A 20,282-nucleotide genomic window follows, 5' to 3' on the forward strand; every position below is an offset into this window, starting at 1 on the left:
GGGGCGCTCATCGCGGCGAGCTCGCGGGCCTCGGCAGATTTATCTCAAAAAAGGCGGAATTCGCCCGCGCCATCGCGCAGCCGCCCGATCATCGCGCGAAACTAGCAAAAAATCTCTTCAATCGGCGCTAAAAAATAGAGTCTCTTTCGCTGCATTGCCGGTGTTGTGCGATTGCGCGCATCGGCGGCACATGCGGATACAAGAAATGGAGACTCCCCATGACCGCTCGTCTGCCTGATGAGGCGAATCCGGGGGCAAACCCCGACGTCACCGCGAATGGCACCTCGCACCGCGCCTCGGACGGCACGCCCGCGCTCGCCGACTACCGTCTTTCCGACAACCTGACCGCGACGCGTGGCCGCATCTTCCTGACCGGCACGCAGGCGCTGGTGCGCCTCGTGCTGATGCAGCGCGCGCTCGACCAGGCGCGTGGGCTCAACACGGCCGGCTTCGTCAGCGGCTATCGCGGCTCGCCGCTCGGCATGGTCGATCAGCAATTGTGGAAAGCCGGCAAGCTGCTCGCCGCGAACGATATCCGCTTCTTGCCCGCCATCAACGAAGAACTGGGCGGCACCGCGGTACTCGGTACGCAGCGCGCCGAGGCGGATCCTGAGCGGACCGTCGATGGCGTGTTCGCGATGTGGTACGGCAAAGGCCCCGGCGTCGACCGCGCCGGTGACGCGCTGAAGCACGGCAACGCGTATGGCTCGTCGCCGCACGGCGGCGTGCTCGTGGTTGCCGGCGACGATCACGGCTGCGTGTCGTCGTCGATGCCGCATCAGAGTGACTTCGCGATGATGGCGTGGCATATGCCGGTCGTGAATCCGTCGAATATTGCCGACATGCTCGAGTTCGGCCTTTACGGCTGGGCGCTGTCGCGCTTCTCGGGCGCCTGGGTCGGCTTCAAGGCGATCTCGGAGACCGTCGAATCGGGCTCGACCGTCGACCTCGACGCGTTGCGCACCGACTGGACCGTCAGTGCCGACTTCGCGATGCGTGAAGGAATGCCGGGGGGAATGCCCGAAGGCGGTTTGCACAACCGCTGGCCCGATCTGCCGAGCCTCGCGATCGAGGCGCGCCTCGCCGCGAAGCTCGACGCCGTGCGGCACTTCGCGCGCATCAATAGCATCGACAAATGGATTGCGCCGAGCCCGCACGCGAACGTGGGCATTATCACGTGCGGCAAGGCGCACCTCGATCTGATGGAAGCGCTGCGCCGCCTCGATCTGACCGCCGCCGATCTCGATGCGGCCGGCGTGCGGATCTACAAGGTCGGTCTGTCGTTTCCTTTAGAGATGACGCGCATCGACGCTTTCGTCGGCGGCCTGACTGAAGTGCTCGTGATCGAAGAGAAAGGCCCGGTCGTCGAACAGCAGATCAAGGACTATCTGTACAACCGGCACAGCGGCGCGCGGCCGATCGTGGTCGGCAAGCATGCGGAAGACGGCACGCCGCTGTTGTCGGCGCTCGGCGAATTGCGGCCGTCGCGCATCTTGCCGGTGTTCGCGAGCTGGCTCGCGCGCCATAAACCGGCGCTCGACAGACGCGAGCGCGTCGTCGATCTCGTCGCGCCGCAGATCCTCTCGAACGACGCCGACGCGGTGCGGCGCGTACCGTACTTCTGCTCGGGCTGCCCGCACAATACGTCGACGAAGGTTCCCGAAGGCTCGATCGCGCAGGCCGGCATCGGCTGCCACTTTATGGCGTCGTGGATGGAGCGCGATACGACGGGGCTGATCCAGATGGGCGGCGAGGGCGTCGATTGGGCCGCGCACTCGATGTTCACGAAAACACGCCATGTGTTCCAGAACCTCGGCGACGGCACCTACTTTCACTCGGGCATTCTCGCGATCCGCCAGGCGGTCGCGGCGAAAGCAACGATCACCTACAAGATTCTCTATAACGACGCGGTCGCAATGACGGGCGGGCAACCCGTCGACGGCAGCATTTCGGTGCCGCAGATCGCGCGGCAAGTCGAAGCCGAAGGCGTATCGCACTTTGTTGTCGTAAGCGACGAGCCGGAGAAATACGACGGTCATCACGGGCTTTTCCCGAAGGGCACGACGTTCCATCACCGCAGCGAACTCGATGCCGTGCAACGGCAACTGCGCGACATCGACGGCGTGACCGTGCTGATCTACGACCAGACCTGCGCCGCCGAAAAGCGCCGCCGCCGCAAGAAAGGCGAATTCCCCGATCCGGACAAGCGGCTCTTTATTAACGAAGCCGTCTGCGAGGGCTGCGGCGATTGCGGCGTGCAGTCGAACTGCCTGTCGGTCGAACCGGTCGAGACGCCGCTTGGCCGCAAGCGCCGCATCGATCAGTCGTCGTGCAACAAGGACTATTCGTGCGTGAACGGCTTTTGTCCGAGCTTCGTCACGATCGAAGGCGCCGCGTTGAAGAAGGCCGCAGGTGTCGCGTTCGACGTCGATGCGCTTGCCGCGCGCGTCGATGCGCTGCCGCGTCCGGCCGCGAAGCTCGATGCGGCGCCCTACGACATCCTCGTGACGGGCGTCGGCGGCACCGGCGTCGTGACGGTTGGCGCGCTGATCAGCATGGCCGCACATCTCGAAGGCAAGAGCGCGTCAGTGCTCGATTTCATGGGTTTTGCGCAAAAGGGCGGCTCGGTGCTGTCGTATGTGCGCTTTGCCGCGCGTGACGAATGGCTGAACCAGGTGCGCATCGATACGCAGCAGGCCGATGTGCTGCTGGCGTGCGATATGGTGGTCGGCGCAAGCGCTGAAGCGCTGCAGACGGTAAGGCATGGGCGCTCGCGCATCGTCGTCAATACCCATGCAATTCCGAATGCCGCGTTTGTGCGCAATCCCGATGCGAACCTGCATGCGAACGCGTTGCTCGACAAGATGCGCCACGCGGCGGGCAGCGAACGGCTCGCGTCGTGCGACGCGCAGGCACTTGCGACGCGTTTTCTCGGCGACACGATCGGCGCGAATATTCTGATGCTGGGCTTTGCGTGGCAGCTGGGGCTTGTGCCGGTTTCGCTAGAGGCGATGATGCGGGCGATCGAGCTCAACAACGTCGCGGTGCCGATGAACCAGCTCGCGTTTTCGATCGGGCGGATGGCAGCAGGCGACGCGGCGGCGCTTGAGATGTTGTGGCAGCAACGGCATGCGGGGGCGGCGCTGCAGCGCTCTGGCGCTGCTGAAGCGCAGGCGGCCGATGGGCTGGATACGCTGGATGCGTTGATCGCGGATCGTGAAGCGCGGCTTGCTGCGTACGGAGGGCGCGGGTATGTGACGCGTTATCGCGCGCTGGTGGATGCGGTGCGGATTGCGGAAAAGCGCGCGTTCGGGGCATTGGACGCGGCGGGTGCATCGGGTGCGGCGGGTGCATCGGGTGCGTCGGGTGCGTCGGGTGCATCGGGTGACTCACGCGCGTCGAGCGAGCGCGTGAGCCGCGCAGTCGCCACCACGTTCTATCGCCTGCTGGCGGTGAAAGACGAATATGAAGTCGCGCGTCTCTACGCCGATCCGGCGTTCCGTGACGCACTCGAAGCGCAATTCGAAGGCGTCGCAGGCAAGGATTTTCGCGTGAAGTTCAACATGGCGCCGCCGGCGTTGTCGCGCGCGGCGCGCGGCAATGGTAGTGGCAACGGCGCCAGTGCGAGCCCGCCAACCACGCAGCCGCGCAAACAGACGTTCGGGCAATGGATGTGGCCCGTGCTGCGCGTGCTTGCGAAATGCCGCAGCCTGCGCGGCACGCCGCTCGATCCGTTCGGACGCACGGCCGAGCGCCGGATGGAACGGCAACTCGCCGACGACTATCAGGCGACGATCGAACGCGCGATGACGGTTCTCACCGTCGATAACGCGAGCGACATCGCGCAGCTGGCGGAACTGCATTCGCGTGTGCGCGGATATGGTCATGTGAAGCTGGCGAATCTCGTCGCGGTAAAGCGCGGCGAACGTGAACTCGCTGCGCGCGTCGGCGTTGAAGCTGCGACCGGCGCAGCGGTGCAACACGCGCTCGACGACGCGAAGGGCGCGGGAGCGTTGAAGGGAATTCCGGTGGTGGTGGCGAGGTGAGCGCACATCGCCAAACGCGCACGCTCGATAACGCGCTCAATCGCCGCCTGCGGCCGCCACATCGAGCAACGCTCTCGCGCGCGCGACTCGCTCGGCATCAATCGGCGCGAGCCCATTACCGCCCACCCGCACACCGCTACCAAAATGCACGGCACGCACGCCGGTCGCGGCGACAAAGCTCGCGAGCGCATCGACCGTAAGTCCCGCGCCCGCCAGTACCGTGCAATGTGAACCGCGCGCCTGCGCCACCAGCGCGCGAATCGTCGGTTCCGCCTGCAGCACCGATGGCGCACCGCCCGACGTCAACACGTTCTTCACCGAATCGAACCCGAGCAACACATCGAGAGCCTGCTGCAAATCACGCGCTTCATCAAACGCGCGATGAAACGTAATCGACACGCCATCGGCCGCATCGACCGCACGCGCAAGCCCATCGCGATCGATCTCGCCCGTCGGCGTCAGCATACCGATCACGATGCCATTCGCACGCGCCGCAGCAATCGCGCGTACGTCACGCAGCATCACCGCGTAGTCGTCGGCATCGAACACAAAAGACCGGCTATGCGGCCGCACGATCACATTGACCGGAATGCGCACTGCATCGACCACCGCTTCGACCATGCCGATGCTCGGCGTCAGTCCGCCTTCGCCGAACGCCGTAATCAGTTCGAGCCGGTCGGCGCCGGCATCTTCGGCGGATTTCGCATCGGCCACCGTCGTGGCGATAACTTCGAGCAGGATGCGTTGCGCGGCGCGCGGCTCAGTACGGGAATCGGGCATGGCTCGGCTTTCGAAGATGTCGTCGTCAAGAACGACATGATCTCAGAACCGCTCGTCGTCTCGCCAGTCGATATCGCCGCACAGCACGCAGGTGCGGTCGGCGATCTGCGTCGCGACCGATAAGGTCACGCACGGAATCGCTTCGTTGATCGACAGATACGGCCGCGTCATATGCACGCGCCCCGGTTCATCGATCGCGGTGCGAAAGTACGGACGCCTGAGCCAGTTCGCACCCTGCGCGTCCGTAAGCGGCAGAAAGCGCGTCTCGTACGACGCGCGATCCGCGCGCAGCACGACGTTGCGCCCCGACTGCCGCCCTTTTGCATCGATCACGTAGCAGCGCGCCGCATCGTCGAGCGCGAGGAAGTTCCAGCACACTTCGTCAAGCGGCTCGCCGGCCGCGAGCCGTTCGGCCGCGCGCTCGAATGCGCGCAGATACGGCGCAAGCCGGTTCGCCGCTTGCCGCTCGCGCGCGTCGGCGAGCGTCTGGTGACGCTCGCTCAGTTCACCGATGCATGACGCCGCGTGCGTGCTATCGGCAATGCCGGGTGCCGGCCGCGCAAAAAAGAAGCCCTGCACGAAGTCGACATCGCATGAGAGCGCCATATGCGCTTCGTGCTCGGTCTCGACGCCTTCGATCAGCACGAGCTTGCCCGCTTCGTGTAGCAACGCGACGAGGCCGGGCAGGATCGCCGCGACATCGGCGCGATGCGCCGCCTGCGACAGCATGATCCGGTCGAGCTTCACGATATCGGGATTCAGCTGCCAGATGCGCTCGATATTCGAATGACCGGCGCCGAAGTCGTCGAGCGCGATCAGAAAGCCGCGCTCGCGGAACTGACGTACCGCATCGGCAAGATGCTCGACGTCTTCGGCGCTTTGCTCGAGCACTTCGAGCACGATGCGCCGCGGCGACAGATCGAGCCGCCGCAGATTCGCGAGCAGCGACGCCGACTGATACGGGTCGGTCAATGCGCCGGGATGCACATTGAGAAACAGCCACTCGCGCTCGGCGCCGAGCATGCGGAAGTTTTCCATATGCAGCACCTGCGCGAGCCGGTCGACGTGCAGCACGTCGCCGACACGCGCCGCTTCGCCAAATACGTCGACCGGCGAAACAGCACGATCGAACGCATCGTGCGCACGCAGCAGGCCCTCATAGCCGACTGCGCGCATATGCGACAGACTGAAGATCGGCTGGAATACGCTCGTCAAGGTGAGGCCGCCGTGCTGCACCGAGAAGCGCTGCAGCCCCGAGGTCATGCTCAATTCGAAACCATGCGGCGCCGCGGCCGTTCTTTCCTGTTGCGCTGTGGTCATGCGTTCCTCTCTCGCGAGAGCGAAGCCGCATCCAACCTGATGAATGCGATCCCGCGGGCCCCGTGTCTGAATGTGCGTGCGTCAACTGTGCAATAGCTGAAGCTCTTCAAGCAAGCTCCATGCGCACGGTAGCGCACCTTCGCGCGTGCTTCGTCGCGGCGCTTGCACCGCTCGCAAGGTTTGCGCGGTCGAACTGGGGCGCGACGCACTGCGACGGTGCGTCGTATGCGTCGTGTGACGGTGAGTCGTCTGTAATCCGAGGAAAGGAGAGTGTCGCCGCCGGCATGCAAGGACGCGCTCTACTTCAGCTTAGGCGCGCAATCGCAAGCGGCAACCAGGGTGAACGGAAGATCGACGTTCGACGCTCGACAAGGCAGGGCAGCGCCCGCAGGTTCGATGCGAGGCGCCCTCATGCGGAGCGCCTCAACGCGTGCTCCGGAAACCTCAGACCACGGATTCCTGCGCAGGCTTACGGCGCAACAGCGCATAGAGAATGATCGCGCCGAACGTCGCGGTACCGATGCCGCCAAGCCCGAACGCACCGATCTTCAACGAGAAGTCGCCGGCGCCCAGCACGAGCGTGACTGCGGCAACGATCAGATTACGGTTGTCGGAGAAGTCGACCTTGTTGACGACCCAGATCCGCGCGCCGGTCACCGCAATCAGACCGAACACGACGATCGATACGCCACCGAGCACAGGCCCGGGAATCGTCTGAATCACTGCGCCAAATTTAGGAGAAAAGCCGAGGACCAACGCGATCACGGCGGCCATCACAAACACGAGCGTCGAGTAGATTTTCGTCACCGCCATCACGCCGATGTTCTCCGCATAAGTCGTCACGCCCGTGCCGCCCGCGAAACCGGACACCACCGTCGCAAATCCGTCGCCGATAAACGCGCGGCCGATGTAGCGGTCGAGGTTTTGTCCGGTCATCGCGGCCACTGCCTTGATATGGCCGAGGTTCTCCGCGACCAGAATGACCGCGACCGGCGCGAGCAGCGCCATCGCGTGCGCCTCGAACACGGGCGCCGCGAAGCGCGGCATGCCCCACCACGGCGCGTGCGCAACGATCGAAAAATCGATCGGCATGCCCATGCCCATTCCGTTCGCGACGATTGCATAGATCGCGTAAGCGATCAGCAGGCCAACGAGAATCAAGAGCCGCTGCACCATGCCGTGCGCGAACACCGCGACTGCACCGACGCAAACGACGGTCACGAGCGCCATCCACGAATCGAAAGCGGACGAGCTGACGCCCTTCACGGCAATCGGCGCGAGATTCAGACCGATCACAGCCACGATCGAACCGGTCACGACCGGCGGCATCAGCGTTTCGATCCAGGCGGTGCCGAGCGCCGCGACGACCGCGCCGATGATCATATAAACGATCCCGCACGCGATAATCCCGCCGAGCGCAAGCGGCACGTTCAGATTCGGACCGTGCCCCGCATAGCCCGTCACCGCGATCACGAGCGCGATAAACGAGAAGCTCGACCCGAGATAGCTGGGCACGCGGCCACCCGTGACGACGAAGAACCACAGCGTGCCGATGCCCGACATGAAAATGCACAGATTGGGATCGAAGCCCATCAAAAGCGGCGCGAGCACGGTCGAGCCGAACATCGCGACGACGTGCTGAATACCCATTGCGAACATCTGCGGCAATGGCAGCCGCTCGTCGGTCGCGATGATGCGGCCTTCGCTTCGTCGCTGAAGGCGCCAGCGGGGAAAGTAGGAATCGGCCATTGCGGGGGTTCTCCTCTGTACGGCGTGAACGTTGGTCTGGTTATGGATTGGCCATGTGATTGGCCATGGGCGGGTTATGGCCGATGCATCGATCGGCCGCATAGGATGGCTGATATGCGCCGCTGAGCTAGGCGCGAGTGTACGGAGAGGCAATTCCGCTGACAAGGCAAGTAACCCCATCTTGCACGGGACCGGACTAAGCGCTAAGCCACGAAATTAAGCACTTGCCCGCTCAGCGTGCGACCGCAGCCCAGATTCTTTGGGACTAGTCTGATTATCGACACGAAGGTGCACCCCTACACTGCTTTGGCTGCGCGACCCCATGAGTAGCGTAAGCGATGTTGTAACTCTCCGACTTTCCGCTCGCGCTCCCCGGTGCGAGCGGTTTTTTTTCGCCATCGCTTTCGTCACCGCTTTCGTCAAGTTACTTCGCAGAACGCAGCAGCGGCGAGCTTCGCCGCATGTTGGCGAACGTCGCCGGGCCAGCCGGCAATCTTTTGCTCGAAGCGCGCGCGGTCGTTTGCATAGAGCGCGCGCGTCGCCTCCTCGTAATCCGGCAAGTTGCCGGCCATCGCGGTCATGAAACGGTAAGCCGCCTCCTGCGCGAGTCGCACGCGTTCCTTGTCGCCGCCCACAAGACGCGCGGCGTCGACGAGTTTCCTGAGTACCACCGATGCGCCGCCCGGCTGCGCGTTCAGCCATTCCCAATGACGCGGCAACAACGTGACCTCGCGCGCCACCACGCCGAGTTTCGGCCGGCCGCGACCGCGCACCGCTGGCTCGCTGTCCTGGCCGGCAGCCGCGGCCGGTTCGGCGCCGCCGGCGCCGTCGTCCGCAAGCCGTGCAAGCACATCGTCGACGCTGCCGCGCAGGTCGAACTCGACCGGCCGGCTCGTCGCGTCGTCGAACACGAGAATCGGCTCGCCGTTCGGCTCACCGTTTGGCTGGCCGTCCGTCTCGCCGTTCGCGCGATCGTGCGCGCGCTTGACTGCGGCGGCAACGTCGCGCAATGGCCCGGACGCGATCCGCTTGACGCCTTCAAAGGCCGTGCAGGTTGGGGGAAGGTGAATGGTCATCTCGAGCGTCTCCTCAAAAGAACGATAAGTCGCTCGAATTTTATCCGGGTATAAATTGAAAAGCAATATTACCCGGGTAAATTTCTCGGATCACTCGATACACACGCATGCAGCGCGTTGATCAGATCGAGAGGGTCGTATGGCTTGCGCAAATGCAGCGCGTGGCCGAGCACTGCCTGCTGCGCAGGCGCAAGCTCGACCGGAATGCCGCTCACGAAAATCACGCGCAGATGCGGCTGGCGTCGTGTCGCCTCGAGCGCGAGATCGACGCCCGAGTGCGCGCCAAGACCGATATCGGTCAGCAGCACGTCGACCGGCTGCGCGGCGATTACCTGCTGCGCGTCGTCGTTGCCGGCCGCTTCGAAGATATCGAGCCCGAACGTGCGCAGCACCTCGGCAGTACTCGCGCGCACCATTTCGTCGTCTTCGACAAACAGAATTCGCAGCCCGCGCACCGCGTCGAAGGTCTCGTTGCGGCTGCGGTCGACAAGCGTCACCGTCTGCGAGTCTTCCGCCTGCAGCGTGGATTTTTTGCCCGCGCCCTTCGTGCCCTTCCCGCTCTGCACGCGCAACGTATGGCGGATCTTGCGCGCGAGCGCTTCGTGCGTGTACGGCTTGCTCAGCAGTTCGACGCCTTCGTCGAGCCGCCCCGCATGCACGATCGCGTTGTCCGTATAGCCGGAGGTGAACAGCACCGCGATCGCGGGCTGCCGTTCGCGCGCCTTGCACGCAAGCTCGGTGCTGCGCAGCGGCCCCGGCATCACGACGTCGGTGAACAGCAGATGGATCGGCACGCCGCTTTCGACGATCGCCAGCGCGCTTTGCGCATCCTTCGCACGCAGCACGTGATAGCCGAGGCTCGACAGCATCTCGACGACAGTCGTGCGCACATCCTCATCGTCCTCGACCACGAGGATCGTTTCCGCGCCGCCCTTCGACGGCCCGACGTCGATTTCTGTTTCGAGGTCTTCTTCCTGGCGCACGCGCGGCAGGTACAGGCGGATCGTCGTGCCCTGGCCCGGCTCGCTGTAGATCTTCACATGCCCGCCCGACTGCTTGACGAAGCCGTACACCATGCTGAGGCCAAGGCCCGTGCCCTGGCCTTCGCGCTTGGTCGTGAAAAACGGCTCGAACACATGATCGCGCACTTCGGGCGTCATCCCGCTGCCGGTATCGGTCACCGCCACCATCACGTATTGCCCCGGCAGCACGTCCGCATTGCGCTTCGCATAGGCGTCGTCGAGCGCGGCGTTGCCCGCTTCGATCGTGAGCTTGCCTTGGCCGTCCATCGCGTCGCGCGCGTTGATCGCGAGATTGAGCAGCGCGTTTTCCACCTGGAACGGATCGACGAGCGTATTCCAGAGCCCGCCCGACACGATCGTCTCGATCTCGATGCCGTCGCCAAGCGCGCGGCGCAGCATATCGTCGAGGCCGCGCACGAAACGCCCGAGGTTCACCACTTTCGGCGCGAGCGGCTGGCGCCGGCCGAAGGCGAGCAGTTGCGAGGCGAGCTTCGCGCCGCGCGCGACGCCGGCGAGCGCATTGCGCACGCGCTGCGCGGGCCGCTCGGACCCGGCGACGTCTTCGGCCAGCAGTTGCAGATTGCCGCCGACCACCTGCAGCAGGTTATTGAAGTCGTGCGCGACGCCGCCCGTCAGTTTGCCGATCGCTTCCATCTTTTGCGCGAAGCGCAGCGCTTCTTCCGCGTGACGCAGCGCTTCCTGCGTTTCGCGATCGGCGGTCACGTCGCGGCCGACGCCGTGAATGCGCTCGGTATGCGGGTCGAGCGCAAGCGTCCATGCAATCCAGCACCAGCTGCCGTCGCTGCGCCGCAGCCGGTTTTCGTAGCGCATCGGCACGCCGGTCACGCGCAGGTCGTGGATGCGCGCGTTGACGAATTCCAGGTCGTCCGGATGGATCAGGTCGAAATACGACTGCGACGTCAGCGCCCATGCGGGATGGCCGAGCACGCGCGTCCACGATGGACTCACGCGTTGCAGCGAACCGTCGAGGCCGGCCACGACGAGCAGATCTTCGCTCAGCTCCCACAGGCGGTCGCGGTCCGCGACGGCTTCGGCGACGCGCGCTTCGAGCGTTTCGTTGAGATTGTGCAGCGCGGCCTGCGCTTTCGAGCGCGCGGCAATCTCGTCCTGCGCGGCGCGATAGAGCCGCGCGTTGTCGATCGCACTGGCGGCCTGCGCGGCGATGCCCGCGAGAAACCGCTCGGAGCGCGTCGTAAATACGCCGGGCTCGGGATGACCGAAGAAAAGGCCGCCGAGCACTTCGCCGGTCCGCGACACGACCGGCGCCGCGAGATAGCTCGTCACCTTCAGATGACCAGCCGGCATCCCGTGATACGGGTCGTTCCTGCCGTAACGCGGGTCCTTCGTGATGTCGTCGGAACGGACGATGCCTTCGCCGTTGAAGGTCGGGCCGAATACGGCCGTATTACGCGGCATCGGAAACTTCGAGAACGTGTCTTTCGGCACGCCCGACAGCGTGTAGAGCGTATAGCGGCCGCCGTGTTCGTCCTTCACGTTGTAGAAAAACGAGCCGAATGCGGCACCCGTCAGTTCGGTGGCCGCGTCGGTCACAACCTGCACGGCGCGGTTCAGGTCGAGTTCGGCCGCGACCGCGGTGCCGACGCGATTCAGTATTTCGAGCGTGCGCGTCTCATCGGCATAGCGCTGGCGCGTCTCGCGGCGCAACTGCGCGAGCTGCAGATTGCCGCTCACGCGCGCGAGCAGTTCGCGCGCGGAAAACGGCTTCGTCAGATAGTCGTCGGCGCCCGATTCGAGGCCGCCGACCTTCGCTTCCTCGCCCGCGCGCGCCGACAGCAGCAGCACCGGCGTTTCGCGCAGCTGAGGATCGGCGCGCAGCTGATGCAGCAGACCAAAGCCATCGAGGCGCGGCATCATCACGTCCGATACGACGAGGTCGGGCGGCGCCGCGCGGATCGCGTCGAGCGCGCTGATGCCGTCGTCGGCGACGCGCACGTCGTGCCCGGCCGCGCTCAGAATGCGGCGCATGTAGTCGCGCAGGTCCGCGTTGTCGTCGACGATCAGCACCCGCGCCGCGCGCCCGTCGGCCGGCGCCGTCGCGGTCCCGTCGAGCCCCTCGGCGGCTACGCGCCACGCGTCGTCGGCATCGATGTCGGGCTCGGCATCGGCGGGCCCCATGGCCGCGCCGTCGGGCAGCCAGCGCAGCGCGGCGTCGACGTACGATTGCGCCTGCTTGCTGGTCGAAGCTGGCTTCGGTTGCACGGCTTGCGCCGACACACCGCGCCCGGCTTGCGCCGGCTGCGCGGCGCCGGCAGCAGCAACACCGGACCCGGCACCAGCACCGGCACCGGCAGCAGCAGTACCGGCGCCGGCTCCAGCACTGCCGTCCGGCAACGCAACCGTAAAACACGATCCGACGCCGACCTTGCTGTCGACGCGAATCTCCCCGCCATGCAACCGCACGAGCTCCTGCACAAGCGCAAGACCAATCCCGCTGCCTTCGACCGAACGGCCCGCCGCGCCTTCGACACGGTGAAAGCGCTCGAACAGACGCGGCAGCTCGTGCCCCGGAATGCCGATACCGGTGTCCGACACGCACACCTCGACGCCGTCGCCGGGCGCCGGCTTCACGCTGACGGTGATCGTGCCCGACAGCGTGAACTTGAACGCATTCGACAGCAGGTTCAGCACAATCTTTTCCCACATGTCGCGGTCGATCTCGACGAGCCGCGGCGACGCCGCGCAATCGACCACCAGCGACATGCCGGCCGATTCGATAGCGGAGCGGAACAGCGACGCAAGCTCGGCCGTGAACGCGGCGACATCGGTCGGCTCGCGATGAATCTGGATGCGGCCCGCCTCGAGCCGCGAAAAATCGAGCAGCGCGTTGACGAGCTTCAGGAGCCGAAGGCTGTTGCGATGCGTGACTTCGACGAGCTCGCGCCGGTCGCCGCTGCCCGCTTCGGGATCCGCAAGCAGTTCCTCGAGCGGTCCCAGCATCAGCGTGAGCGGCGTGCGGAACTCGTGGCTGATGTTCGAGAAGAACGTGGTCTTCGCGCGATCGATTTCGGCGAGCGCTTCGGCACGCTGGCGCTCTTCTTCGTAGGCGTGCGCATAGCCGATCGCGCCGCCGATCTGGCGCGCGACGAGATTCAGGAACGCGCGGTAACCATCGTCGAACAGGCGGAACGGATTGAGCCCGACGATCAGCACGCCGCCGCGGCCGCGTTCGCCGCTCGGCTGCACCGGCAGCACGGCCGCCTGCGTCGGCGGCTGCGACCACGCGCCGCCAGGCAGCGATGGGCCGAAGCGTTCGGCAAGATCGGTCACGACCTTGACGGTCTGGCGGCGCTGCACTTCGGCGAACGGCCATAACGCGTTCTTGCCCGCATGCATCGACGCGGGCGCGGCCGGGTGGCCGGCCGCGATGCCGCACGCGCTGGTCAGCGTGACGCTGTCGCTGCCGGCTTCGCTCGAATAGAACATCGCGAACGGAATATCGCGCGGATCGTTGCCGAGCGCGCGCATGCCGAACTCGCATGCCTCGAGCCAGGTGCGCGCATCGGTGGTCGATGCGCCGATCTCGCGCAACAGCGTGAGCTGCCGCTCGCCGATCACGCGCGCGGTGTCGTCGCTGTTCGCGCAGATAATGCCGCCGGTGCCGCCCACGTCGTCCGGCACCGGACTGTACGAGAACGTGTAGTACGTTTCCTCCGGGTAACCGTTGCGCTCCATGATCAACAGCTTCTGCTCGACGTACGTGCCTTCGACGCCCGCGAGCGCCGTGTCGAGCAGCGGACCGATGTCCTGCCAGATCTCGCGCCAAACGGTCGACGTCGGTTGCCCGAGCGCGACCGGATGCTTGCCGCCAATGATCGATTTGTACGGGTCGTTGTAGAAGAACAGCAGGTCGGGGCCCCAGCCGATCCAGATCGGCTGGCGCGACGTCAGCATGATGCGGATCGCTGTCTTGAGACTTTGCGGCCAGCTATCGGGCGGACCGAGCGAGGTCGTCGACCAGTCGTAGGCGGCAATCAGCGCGCCCATCTCGCCGCCGCCGCGCAGAAATGCCGGAGCCGCGCCGGTCAGATTCACGCCCGCCATCGAGTTGTCCGCTTTCATCAACGCCTTCTCCTGACTTCCTGCGTACTCCCGGCGCAGCCGTTTATCCCGTGGCGTCCGTGCGCAATTCGACGCCCGGATTGCGCGGCTGTCCGTTCTCGCCGTCGGTCGCGATCACGCGCTCGACGTCTTCGAGCGAGGCCGGCTTGACAAGGTGATGATCGAAGCCCGCCGCGCGCGTGCGCTGCCGGTCGCTTTCCTGTCCATAACCGGTTAGCGCGATCAGCAGCGCGCCCGCGCTCTCCGGCTGCGAGCGCAATGCGCGCGCCACGTGATAGCCGTCGAGGTCCGGCAGGCCGATATCGAGAATCACCACTTCCGGCTTGAAATCAGGCGCGGCTGATATGGCCGACGCGCCGTCGTAGAGGACGCGCACTTCGTGGCCGAGCATTTCGAGCAGCACCGACATCGATTCCGCGCCGTCGACGCTATCGTCGACGATCATCACGCGCCGCTTCGACTGCGGCGCGGCGGTTGCCGATGCCTGTTTCGCGGCCGCCGCGGCCGCATATTCGGGCGTCATCGCGAGCGGCAGTTGCACGACGAATTCGCAGCCCTTGCCGATGCCTTCCGAGCGCGCTTCGATCGTGCCGCCGTGCAGCTCGGTCAGCGTGCGCGCGAGCGACAGCCCGATGCCCAGGCCGCCCTCCGAGCGCGCGAGCGAATCGGCCGACTGCATGAACAGATTGAACACGTCGGCGAGTTCTTCGGGCGGAATGCCGATGCCGTTGTCGGCCACGCTGATCGCGACCGCGCCTTCCGCCACCCGCACGCGGAGTTCGATCGAGCCGCCATCGGGCGTGTACTTCGCCGCGTTCGACAGCAGATTGCCGATCACCTGCGCCACGCGAATCGGATCGCCGCGAATCACGCACGGCAATTCGGGGATGTCCACGCTCAGCGTGTGATGCTTGCGCTCGATCGCGGGCTGATTCGTTTCGACTGCAGTGGCGACCGCCGACGCGATATCGACGGTTTCCATGCGCAGCGCGATCTTGCCATGCGTGATCCGCGACACATCGAGCAGATCGTCGACGAGCCGGCTCAGATGCTCGACCTGGCGGCGCGCGATCATCCGCGCGTCACGCACAACCGGTTCGGCCGCGTGATATTTCGGGTCCATCAGCTCGACCGCGTTGCGGATCGGCGCGAGCGGATTGCGCAGCTCGTGCGCGAGCGTCGCGAGGAACTGGTCCTTGCGGCGGTCCGCGTCGCGCAACGCTTCTTCGGCGCGGTGCAGCCGCAACAGCGCGCGCACGTTCGCGACCAGTTCGGCCGGCTCGATCGGCTCGGTCAGGTAACTATCGGCGCCGCCGTCGAGCGCGCGGACCTTGTCGAGCGACTGCACCGCAGCGGCCGAGGTCTGCAGCACGAGCGTCGAGCGCGTCTGCGGATCGCGCTTGATGCGCGAGCACACCTCGATGCCGTTGATATCGGGCAGCTTCACGTCAAGCAGCACGAGCGCGGGCCCGCGCGAACGCACCTGGTCGAGCGCGCCCTGACCGCTCGCCGCTTCGATGACCTCGAAGCCGGCATGCACGAGCACGCGCGTTTTCGCATAGCGAGCGCCGTCGTTGTCGTCGACGTTCAGAATCAGGGGGACCGGAGATGTCATGCGCGGTCTCCGCGTGCCGCGACTGCGGCATCGACGCCTGCCGCACCTGCAGCACCGGCGCCTGCACGATCGGCGCCGCTTCCCGCCGCGAGTTGCGCCGCCGCGTCGCTCGCGAGCACGAGCCGCACCGGCACCGTCGCGTAGAAAGTCGAGCCGACGCCGAACCTGCTCTCGACGCCCACATAGCCGCCAAGCAGCGCCGCGAGCTTGCGGCACAGCGGCAAGCCGAGGCCGGTGCCCTTCACGCGCTGCTGCAAATGGCTTTGCACTTGCCCGAATTCCTCGAATATCACTTGCTGGTGCTCCTCCGCTATGCCGATACCCGTATCGGCCACGGTAAACGTAATGTGCTCGCCGTCCGGTTCGATGCGCGCGCCCACACGTATCTCGCCGCGCTCGGTAAATTTGAGCGCGTTAGAGACGAAGTTACGCAGGATCTGCGTGAGCTTGGCTTCGTCGGTGAAGATCGCCGGCAGCCCTTCCGTGTTCTCGAAAATCAGCCGCACCGCAGGATCGGTCAGGAGCGGCGTCAGCATCGTGCGCAGCGCCGCAAAGAGTCCGGACGGCTTGAACGATGTCGGCAGCACATCGGTTCTGCCCGCCTCGATCTTCGCCAGATCGAGCAGATCGTTGACGATCTCGGTCAGATCTTCGGCCGATCTGCGGATCAGTAGCACTTGACGTTCCTGCTCCTCGGTCAACTCTCCGTCGAGCCGGTTCAGCAGCAGGTTCGACAGCGCGCGAATCGAGCTCAGCGGCGTGCGCAGCTCATGGCTCATGTTCGACAGGAAGCGCGTTTTCAAGGTGTCCGCGCGGCGCAGCTCGTCGGCACGCTCGTCGAGTTCCGCGTACAGCGCGACCACGCCGCGATTGGTCGCTTCGAGCTCCTGTGTAAGCCGGGTCAGTTCTTCCTGGCGGTCGCGCAGTTCGGTCAGCGTCGACAGCAGCTCGCGGTTCTGCTGCTGCACTTCGTCGAGCGATTCGTGCGAATCGTACGACCCGGCGTTCGCGCCGGTCCGCAGCGGCGCCTGCAACAAGGCCTTGACGATCGCGTCGAGCCTGGCCGGCGCGATTTCCGCGCGCTCCGGCGGCAGCATGCGCGCCATCGATACCGTCGTGCCCGTTTGCGGCGACGAATCGATCGTGCAGCGATCCATCAGCCGGCGGCTGCCCGCGATGCCGCGACCCATGCCGGTCGGCGAGCGGTAAGTGCCGTCGAGCACCGACTCGAGATCGCGAATGCCGGGCCCGCGATCGCGCACATCGATGACAAACGCCTGCGGCTTCGCATTCGTGTCGAACGCGAAAATCACTTCGCCCGCGCCGGCATACTCGAAGGCATTGCGCGCGATTTCGGATACCGCGCTTGCAATGCGCGTCTGATCGAGCGGCGAAAAACCCAAACCGTCCGCGATGGCGCGCGCCCGGCGGCGTGCGGCGACCACGTCCTCTTCGGCTTCAAGCCGGATTCGCAGTATCTGCTGGGTTGCCATGCGTGAAATGTACTCCCTGGTCCGCTTTGATCACTACGACGGTCGCATCGTCGCGCCCGCGCGCAAAGTCGCGATAGAGCACGGCTGCGATCATCACTGAAGGCTGCAGTTGCAGGCCGGGATAAGCGGACAGATCCCAGCGCGTGCCGATGCCGTCCGAGTGCAGGATCAGCATGGCATCGCGTGTCCACGGCACTTCGAATTCCTGTGCATCGCGCATCGTGTGACCGACGATGCCGTTGCGCGACGTGAGTTGCCAGCTATTGCGCCCGCTGTCGCGTTCGCTGGTTCGATCACCCTGAGCGGACGCGGCGCCGGACGGCCTATGCCCGAACTGTCCCGAGATGAGCGCCGGGCGGCTCGCACCCGACACCGCGGCGGAGATGTTGCCGGTTCCCGAAAACGACAGCACCGAGCGCGCGAGATCGATGCGCGCGATGGCGACCGCGGCGCCGCGCGTCGAGCGCAGCGCATCGTGCGCGTACTGCATCAGCGCAGCCGGCGGCCGGCCCGCGCGGCGGTGCACCGCCGCAATCGCGCCCGCCGAGGCCACGTGCGCATCGGGACCGTGCCCGAGGCCGTCGGCCACCGTCACGGTCAGGCCGTGCTGATCGGGTTCGATACCCCATGCGTCGCCGCAGACCTTTTCGCCCGGATACGGCACACACAGGCCGCCGATATCCATGCCAGAAACGGCGCGGCTCGCGCTGCCGGACGGCGTGCGCGCCTCGGCGAGGCCCGCGCCGGTTCGGGCGGCGCCCCCCGCGCGCACGATCGCGCGCACGATCGTGCCCAGACCCGGCTGCGAATAGATCGACATCTCGTCGGAGAGCCGCCGGATCGCGCCGAGACCCGTGCCGGGCGTGCCAGCCGTCGAGCGGCCGTCATCGAATGCGCGGCGTACGTCCGCGATACCCGGGCCGCGGTCGAGCGCAAGCACTTCGACGCCGCCCGAAGCAGTATGCGCGCCGCTCGCTGCACCCTGTGGCGGCAACTCGCGCACGAGCAGTTCGCCGTGCTGCGCGTGCTTCAGGATATTGGTGGTCGCTTCGGTGACGATCAGCGCAAGCCGCCCTGAATCGGTCTCGTTGAGCGCGCATTTCTGCGCGGCATCGATCGCGCCGCGGCGCGCGAACGCGACGCTGCTTGCGTCGGCGATCTCGAACGACGCATGCATCCCTCGCAAACCGCTTAACGATGTTTCCATTTCGTGATCGTGACCGTCGTGCCCTTGCCCGGTTCGGAGAGGATCTCGAACTCGTCGGACAGGCGCCGCGCGCCGCCGAGCCCGAGGCCGAGACCCGAACCGCTTGTAAAACCATCCTGCAGCGCCCGCTCGATGTCAGGGATACCGGCTCCCTTGTCGATAAAGCTGATGCGCAGTCCTTTGCGCGTGCCGTTCATGAGCACGCTCATATGCGCGTCGCCGCCGCCGCCATAGATCAGCGTATTGCGTGCCAGCTCGCTGGCGGCCGTGACGAATTTGGTCTGGTCGACGAGCGAGAAGCCTTGCGAGATCGCCTGGTCGCGCACGAGCTGCCGCAGCCGGACGATTTCCTGGTCCGAGCGCAGGCCGACCTCCATTGCCGATAACACCGTGACGCCGGTTGGATCCATAAGTGCGGTCCTTCCGTCGTCAACGTTGGCGCTGCTGCAGCAGCGCCATGCCGCGCTCGACATTGAGCGCGGTGCGCACGCCGGTCAGCGTGAGCCCAAGTTCGACGAGCGTGATCGCCACCGACGGCTGCATGCCGACGACCACCGTCTGCGCATCGAGCACGGTCGCCATCGCCGCGGTGTTGCTGATCATCCTGCCAATAAACGAATCGACGATATCGAGTGCGGAAATGTCGATCAGCACGCCCTTCGCGCGATCCTTCACGATGCGCGCAGTGAGATCGTCCTGCAGCGCGAGCGCGAGGCGGTCGTGCATGTCCACCTGAATCGCGACGATCAGGCAGTCCCCCATCCGCAGAATTGGAATACGGTCCATGGCGGGGCGCCTTAGTTCGCGCCGCGCGCCGCAATGCTCGAGCCGCTGCGCTGCAGCGCAACGACGAACGCATCGGCGAGCGTGGATTTCGTGGTGACGTTGGTCAGATCGACGCCGAGATGCACGATGGTCTGCGCGATCTGCGGGCGAATGCCGCTGATGATGCAGTCGGCGCCCATCAGCCGCGCAGCCGCGACCGTCTTCAACAGATGCTGCGCGACGAGCGTATCGACGGTCGGCACACCGGTAATGTCGATGATCGCGATCGACGCGCCGGTCTCGACGATTTTCTGCAGCATGCTTTCCATCACGACCTGCGTGCGTGCCGAATCGAGCGTGCCGATCAGCGGGAGCGCGAGGATGCCTTCCCACAGCTGCACGACCGGCGTCGACAGTTCGAGCAGCTCTTCCTGCTGACGAAGAATGATCGCTTCGCGACTGCGCTGGAATACCTCGGTGGTGTAGAGGCCAAGCGAGTCGAGTAGCAGGTTCACGGTCCAGCTCGTATCGGCGAGCTCCACCGCGTTATCGCTCAACTCGCTGCGCAGGCGCGTATAGAGCGGCTGCTTCAGCGAAAACACAAAGGTCGCGGTTTCAGCAGGCGTGAAGCCCTGCCGCGCGCGATGCGCGGAGATCTCCGCGAGAAATGCACGCACGGGCTCCCACTCGGGGCGACTCGCATCGAACGTGTCCGCGCTCGAAAGCGTATCGATGAACACGTTCAGGAAATTGCGGAACTGATCCGCCATGTCCGCTTCGGTCGTCAGGCCGCGACGCAGCGCGATGGACAGATGCTGGTTCAACCAGTCGGTCAGCAGCGAATCGCGGTGCCGCGTCAGCACTTCGATCAGTGCGGCGCCTTTCGGTTTATTCATGGACTCTCCGGTGACAACAAGTAAGTATTGCTTGATTTGCTTTCGCGCAAATCGTTTGCGCGCACTCTGCGGCGCAAACATTACCGAATCGCACACCCGCCGCAGCCTTATGCAGCAAGCGATTGCGCGAGCAACCAATATTACACAGCGAAGCGCCGCTTGAGCATGACACGGTTACGCAGTTGCGCGTGCGCGAGCACGTACAACTGCAA

12 protein-coding genes are annotated in these 20,282 nt (G+C 65.4%); 1 reads left to right on the plus strand and 11 read right to left on the minus strand.

Translation table 11 applies throughout. From position 1 onward, the window contains the following. Nucleotides 1-218 precede the first annotated feature (218 nt). Entirely contained in the window at nt 219-4,046 is a 3,828-nt protein-coding gene (locus KZJ38_RS00215) for an indolepyruvate ferredoxin oxidoreductase family protein (protein ID WP_219798248.1), read from the plus strand. A gap of 36 nt (nt 4,047-4,082) precedes the next feature. On the opposite strand, the gene KZJ38_RS00220 is transcribed toward KZJ38_RS00215, so the two are convergent. The 11 genes from KZJ38_RS00220 to KZJ38_RS00270 all read right to left on the minus strand — a co-directional run bounded on the left by KZJ38_RS00220 (nt 4,083) and on the right by KZJ38_RS00270 (nt 20,070). Beyond that, on the minus strand, nt 4,083-4,826 hold the full coding sequence (locus tag KZJ38_RS00220; RefSeq protein WP_219798249.1) for a copper homeostasis protein CutC: 744 nt from the start codon (nt 4,824-4,826) through the stop codon (nt 4,083-4,085). 42 nt (nt 4,827-4,868) lie between these two features. After that, the gene (locus KZJ38_RS00225; RefSeq protein ID WP_219798250.1) at nt 4,869-6,146 is read right to left on the minus strand and encodes a sensor domain-containing phosphodiesterase; all 1,278 of its coding nucleotides are present in this window, start codon (nt 6,144-6,146) and stop codon (nt 4,869-4,871) included. Nucleotides 6,147-6,590: 444 nt separating this feature from the next. Next, a complete protein-coding gene (locus KZJ38_RS00230) occupies nt 6,591-7,895 on the minus strand; it encodes a solute carrier family 23 protein (RefSeq protein ID WP_219798251.1) in 1,305 nt (434 codons plus the stop codon). A gap of 419 nt (nt 7,896-8,314) precedes the next feature. After that, nucleotides 8,315-8,971 (minus strand): DUF2239 family protein, encoded by a 657-nt coding sequence (locus KZJ38_RS00235; protein WP_219798252.1) that lies wholly within the window; start codon nt 8,969-8,971, stop codon nt 8,315-8,317. 68 nt (nt 8,972-9,039) lie between these two features. Beyond that, nucleotides 9,040-14,094, minus strand: a complete 5,055-nt coding sequence (locus tag KZJ38_RS00240; RefSeq protein WP_219798253.1) for a response regulator — start codon at nt 14,092-14,094, stop codon at nt 9,040-9,042. A gap of 43 nt (nt 14,095-14,137) precedes the next feature. Next, nucleotides 14,138-15,709 (minus strand): response regulator, encoded by a 1,572-nt coding sequence (locus tag KZJ38_RS00245; protein WP_219798254.1) that lies wholly within the window; start codon nt 15,707-15,709, stop codon nt 14,138-14,140. Next, the gene (locus tag KZJ38_RS00250; protein ID WP_219798255.1) at nt 15,706-17,202 is read right to left on the minus strand and encodes a sensor histidine kinase; all 1,497 of its coding nucleotides are present in this window, start codon (nt 17,200-17,202) and stop codon (nt 15,706-15,708) included. Before KZJ38_RS00250 ends, KZJ38_RS00245 begins: the two co-directional genes overlap by 4 nt. Next, complete coding sequence (locus tag KZJ38_RS00255) at nt 17,168-18,409, minus strand: ATP-binding SpoIIE family protein phosphatase (RefSeq protein ID WP_219798256.1); 1,242 nt, start codon at nt 18,407-18,409, stop codon at nt 17,168-17,170. The genes KZJ38_RS00250 and KZJ38_RS00255 overlap by 35 nt, the downstream gene beginning before the upstream one ends. Next, nucleotides 18,394-18,819: an anti-sigma regulatory factor gene (locus KZJ38_RS00260; RefSeq protein ID WP_219798257.1), complete on the minus strand. Its 426-nt coding sequence runs from the start codon at nt 18,817-18,819 to the stop codon at nt 18,394-18,396. The genes KZJ38_RS00255 and KZJ38_RS00260 overlap by 16 nt, the downstream gene beginning before the upstream one ends. 19 nt (nt 18,820-18,838) lie before the next feature. Continuing rightward, entirely contained in the window at nt 18,839-19,195 is a 357-nt protein-coding gene (locus KZJ38_RS00265; protein ID WP_219798258.1) for an STAS domain-containing protein, read from the minus strand. Between the two features lie 11 nt (nt 19,196-19,206). After that, a complete protein-coding gene (locus tag KZJ38_RS00270) occupies nt 19,207-20,070 on the minus strand; it encodes an STAS domain-containing protein (protein WP_219798259.1) in 864 nt (287 codons plus the stop codon). Nucleotides 20,071-20,282: the final 212 nt, after the last annotated feature.

Source organism: Paraburkholderia edwinii (assembly GCF_019428685.1).
Lineage (GTDB): Bacteria > Pseudomonadota > Gammaproteobacteria > Burkholderiales > Burkholderiaceae > Paraburkholderia > Paraburkholderia edwinii.

Excerpts from the sequence above, each read along its gene's own strand:
- KZJ38_RS00215 (WP_219798248.1), top strand. The coding sequence starts at position 219 with ATGACCGCTCGTCTGCCTGATGAGGCGAATCCGGGGGCAAACCCCGAC.
- KZJ38_RS00220 (WP_219798249.1), bottom strand. The coding sequence starts at position 4,826 with ATGCCCGATTCCCGTACTGAGCCGCGCGCCGCGCAACGCATCCTGCTC.
- KZJ38_RS00225 (WP_219798250.1), bottom strand. The coding sequence starts at position 6,146 with ATGACCACAGCGCAACAGGAAAGAACGGCCGCGGCGCCGCATGGTTTC.
- KZJ38_RS00230 (WP_219798251.1), bottom strand. The coding sequence starts at position 7,895 with ATGGCCGATTCCTACTTTCCCCGCTGGCGCCTTCAGCGACGAAGCGAA.
- KZJ38_RS00235 (WP_219798252.1), bottom strand. The coding sequence starts at position 8,971 with ATGACCATTCACCTTCCCCCAACCTGCACGGCCTTTGAAGGCGTCAAG.
- KZJ38_RS00240 (WP_219798253.1), bottom strand. The coding sequence starts at position 14,094 with ATGAAAGCGGACAACTCGATGGCGGGCGTGAATCTGACCGGCGCGGCT.
- KZJ38_RS00245 (WP_219798254.1), bottom strand. The coding sequence starts at position 15,709 with ATGACATCTCCGGTCCCCCTGATTCTGAACGTCGACGACAACGACGGC.
- KZJ38_RS00250 (WP_219798255.1), bottom strand. The coding sequence starts at position 17,202 with ATGGCAACCCAGCAGATACTGCGAATCCGGCTTGAAGCCGAAGAGGAC.
- KZJ38_RS00255 (WP_219798256.1), bottom strand. The coding sequence starts at position 18,409 with ATGGAAACATCGTTAAGCGGTTTGCGAGGGATGCATGCGTCGTTCGAG.
- KZJ38_RS00260 (WP_219798257.1), bottom strand. The coding sequence starts at position 18,819 with ATGGATCCAACCGGCGTCACGGTGTTATCGGCAATGGAGGTCGGCCTG.
- KZJ38_RS00265 (WP_219798258.1), bottom strand. The coding sequence starts at position 19,195 with ATGGACCGTATTCCAATTCTGCGGATGGGGGACTGCCTGATCGTCGCG.
- KZJ38_RS00270 (WP_219798259.1), bottom strand. The coding sequence starts at position 20,070 with ATGAATAAACCGAAAGGCGCCGCACTGATCGAAGTGCTGACGCGGCAC.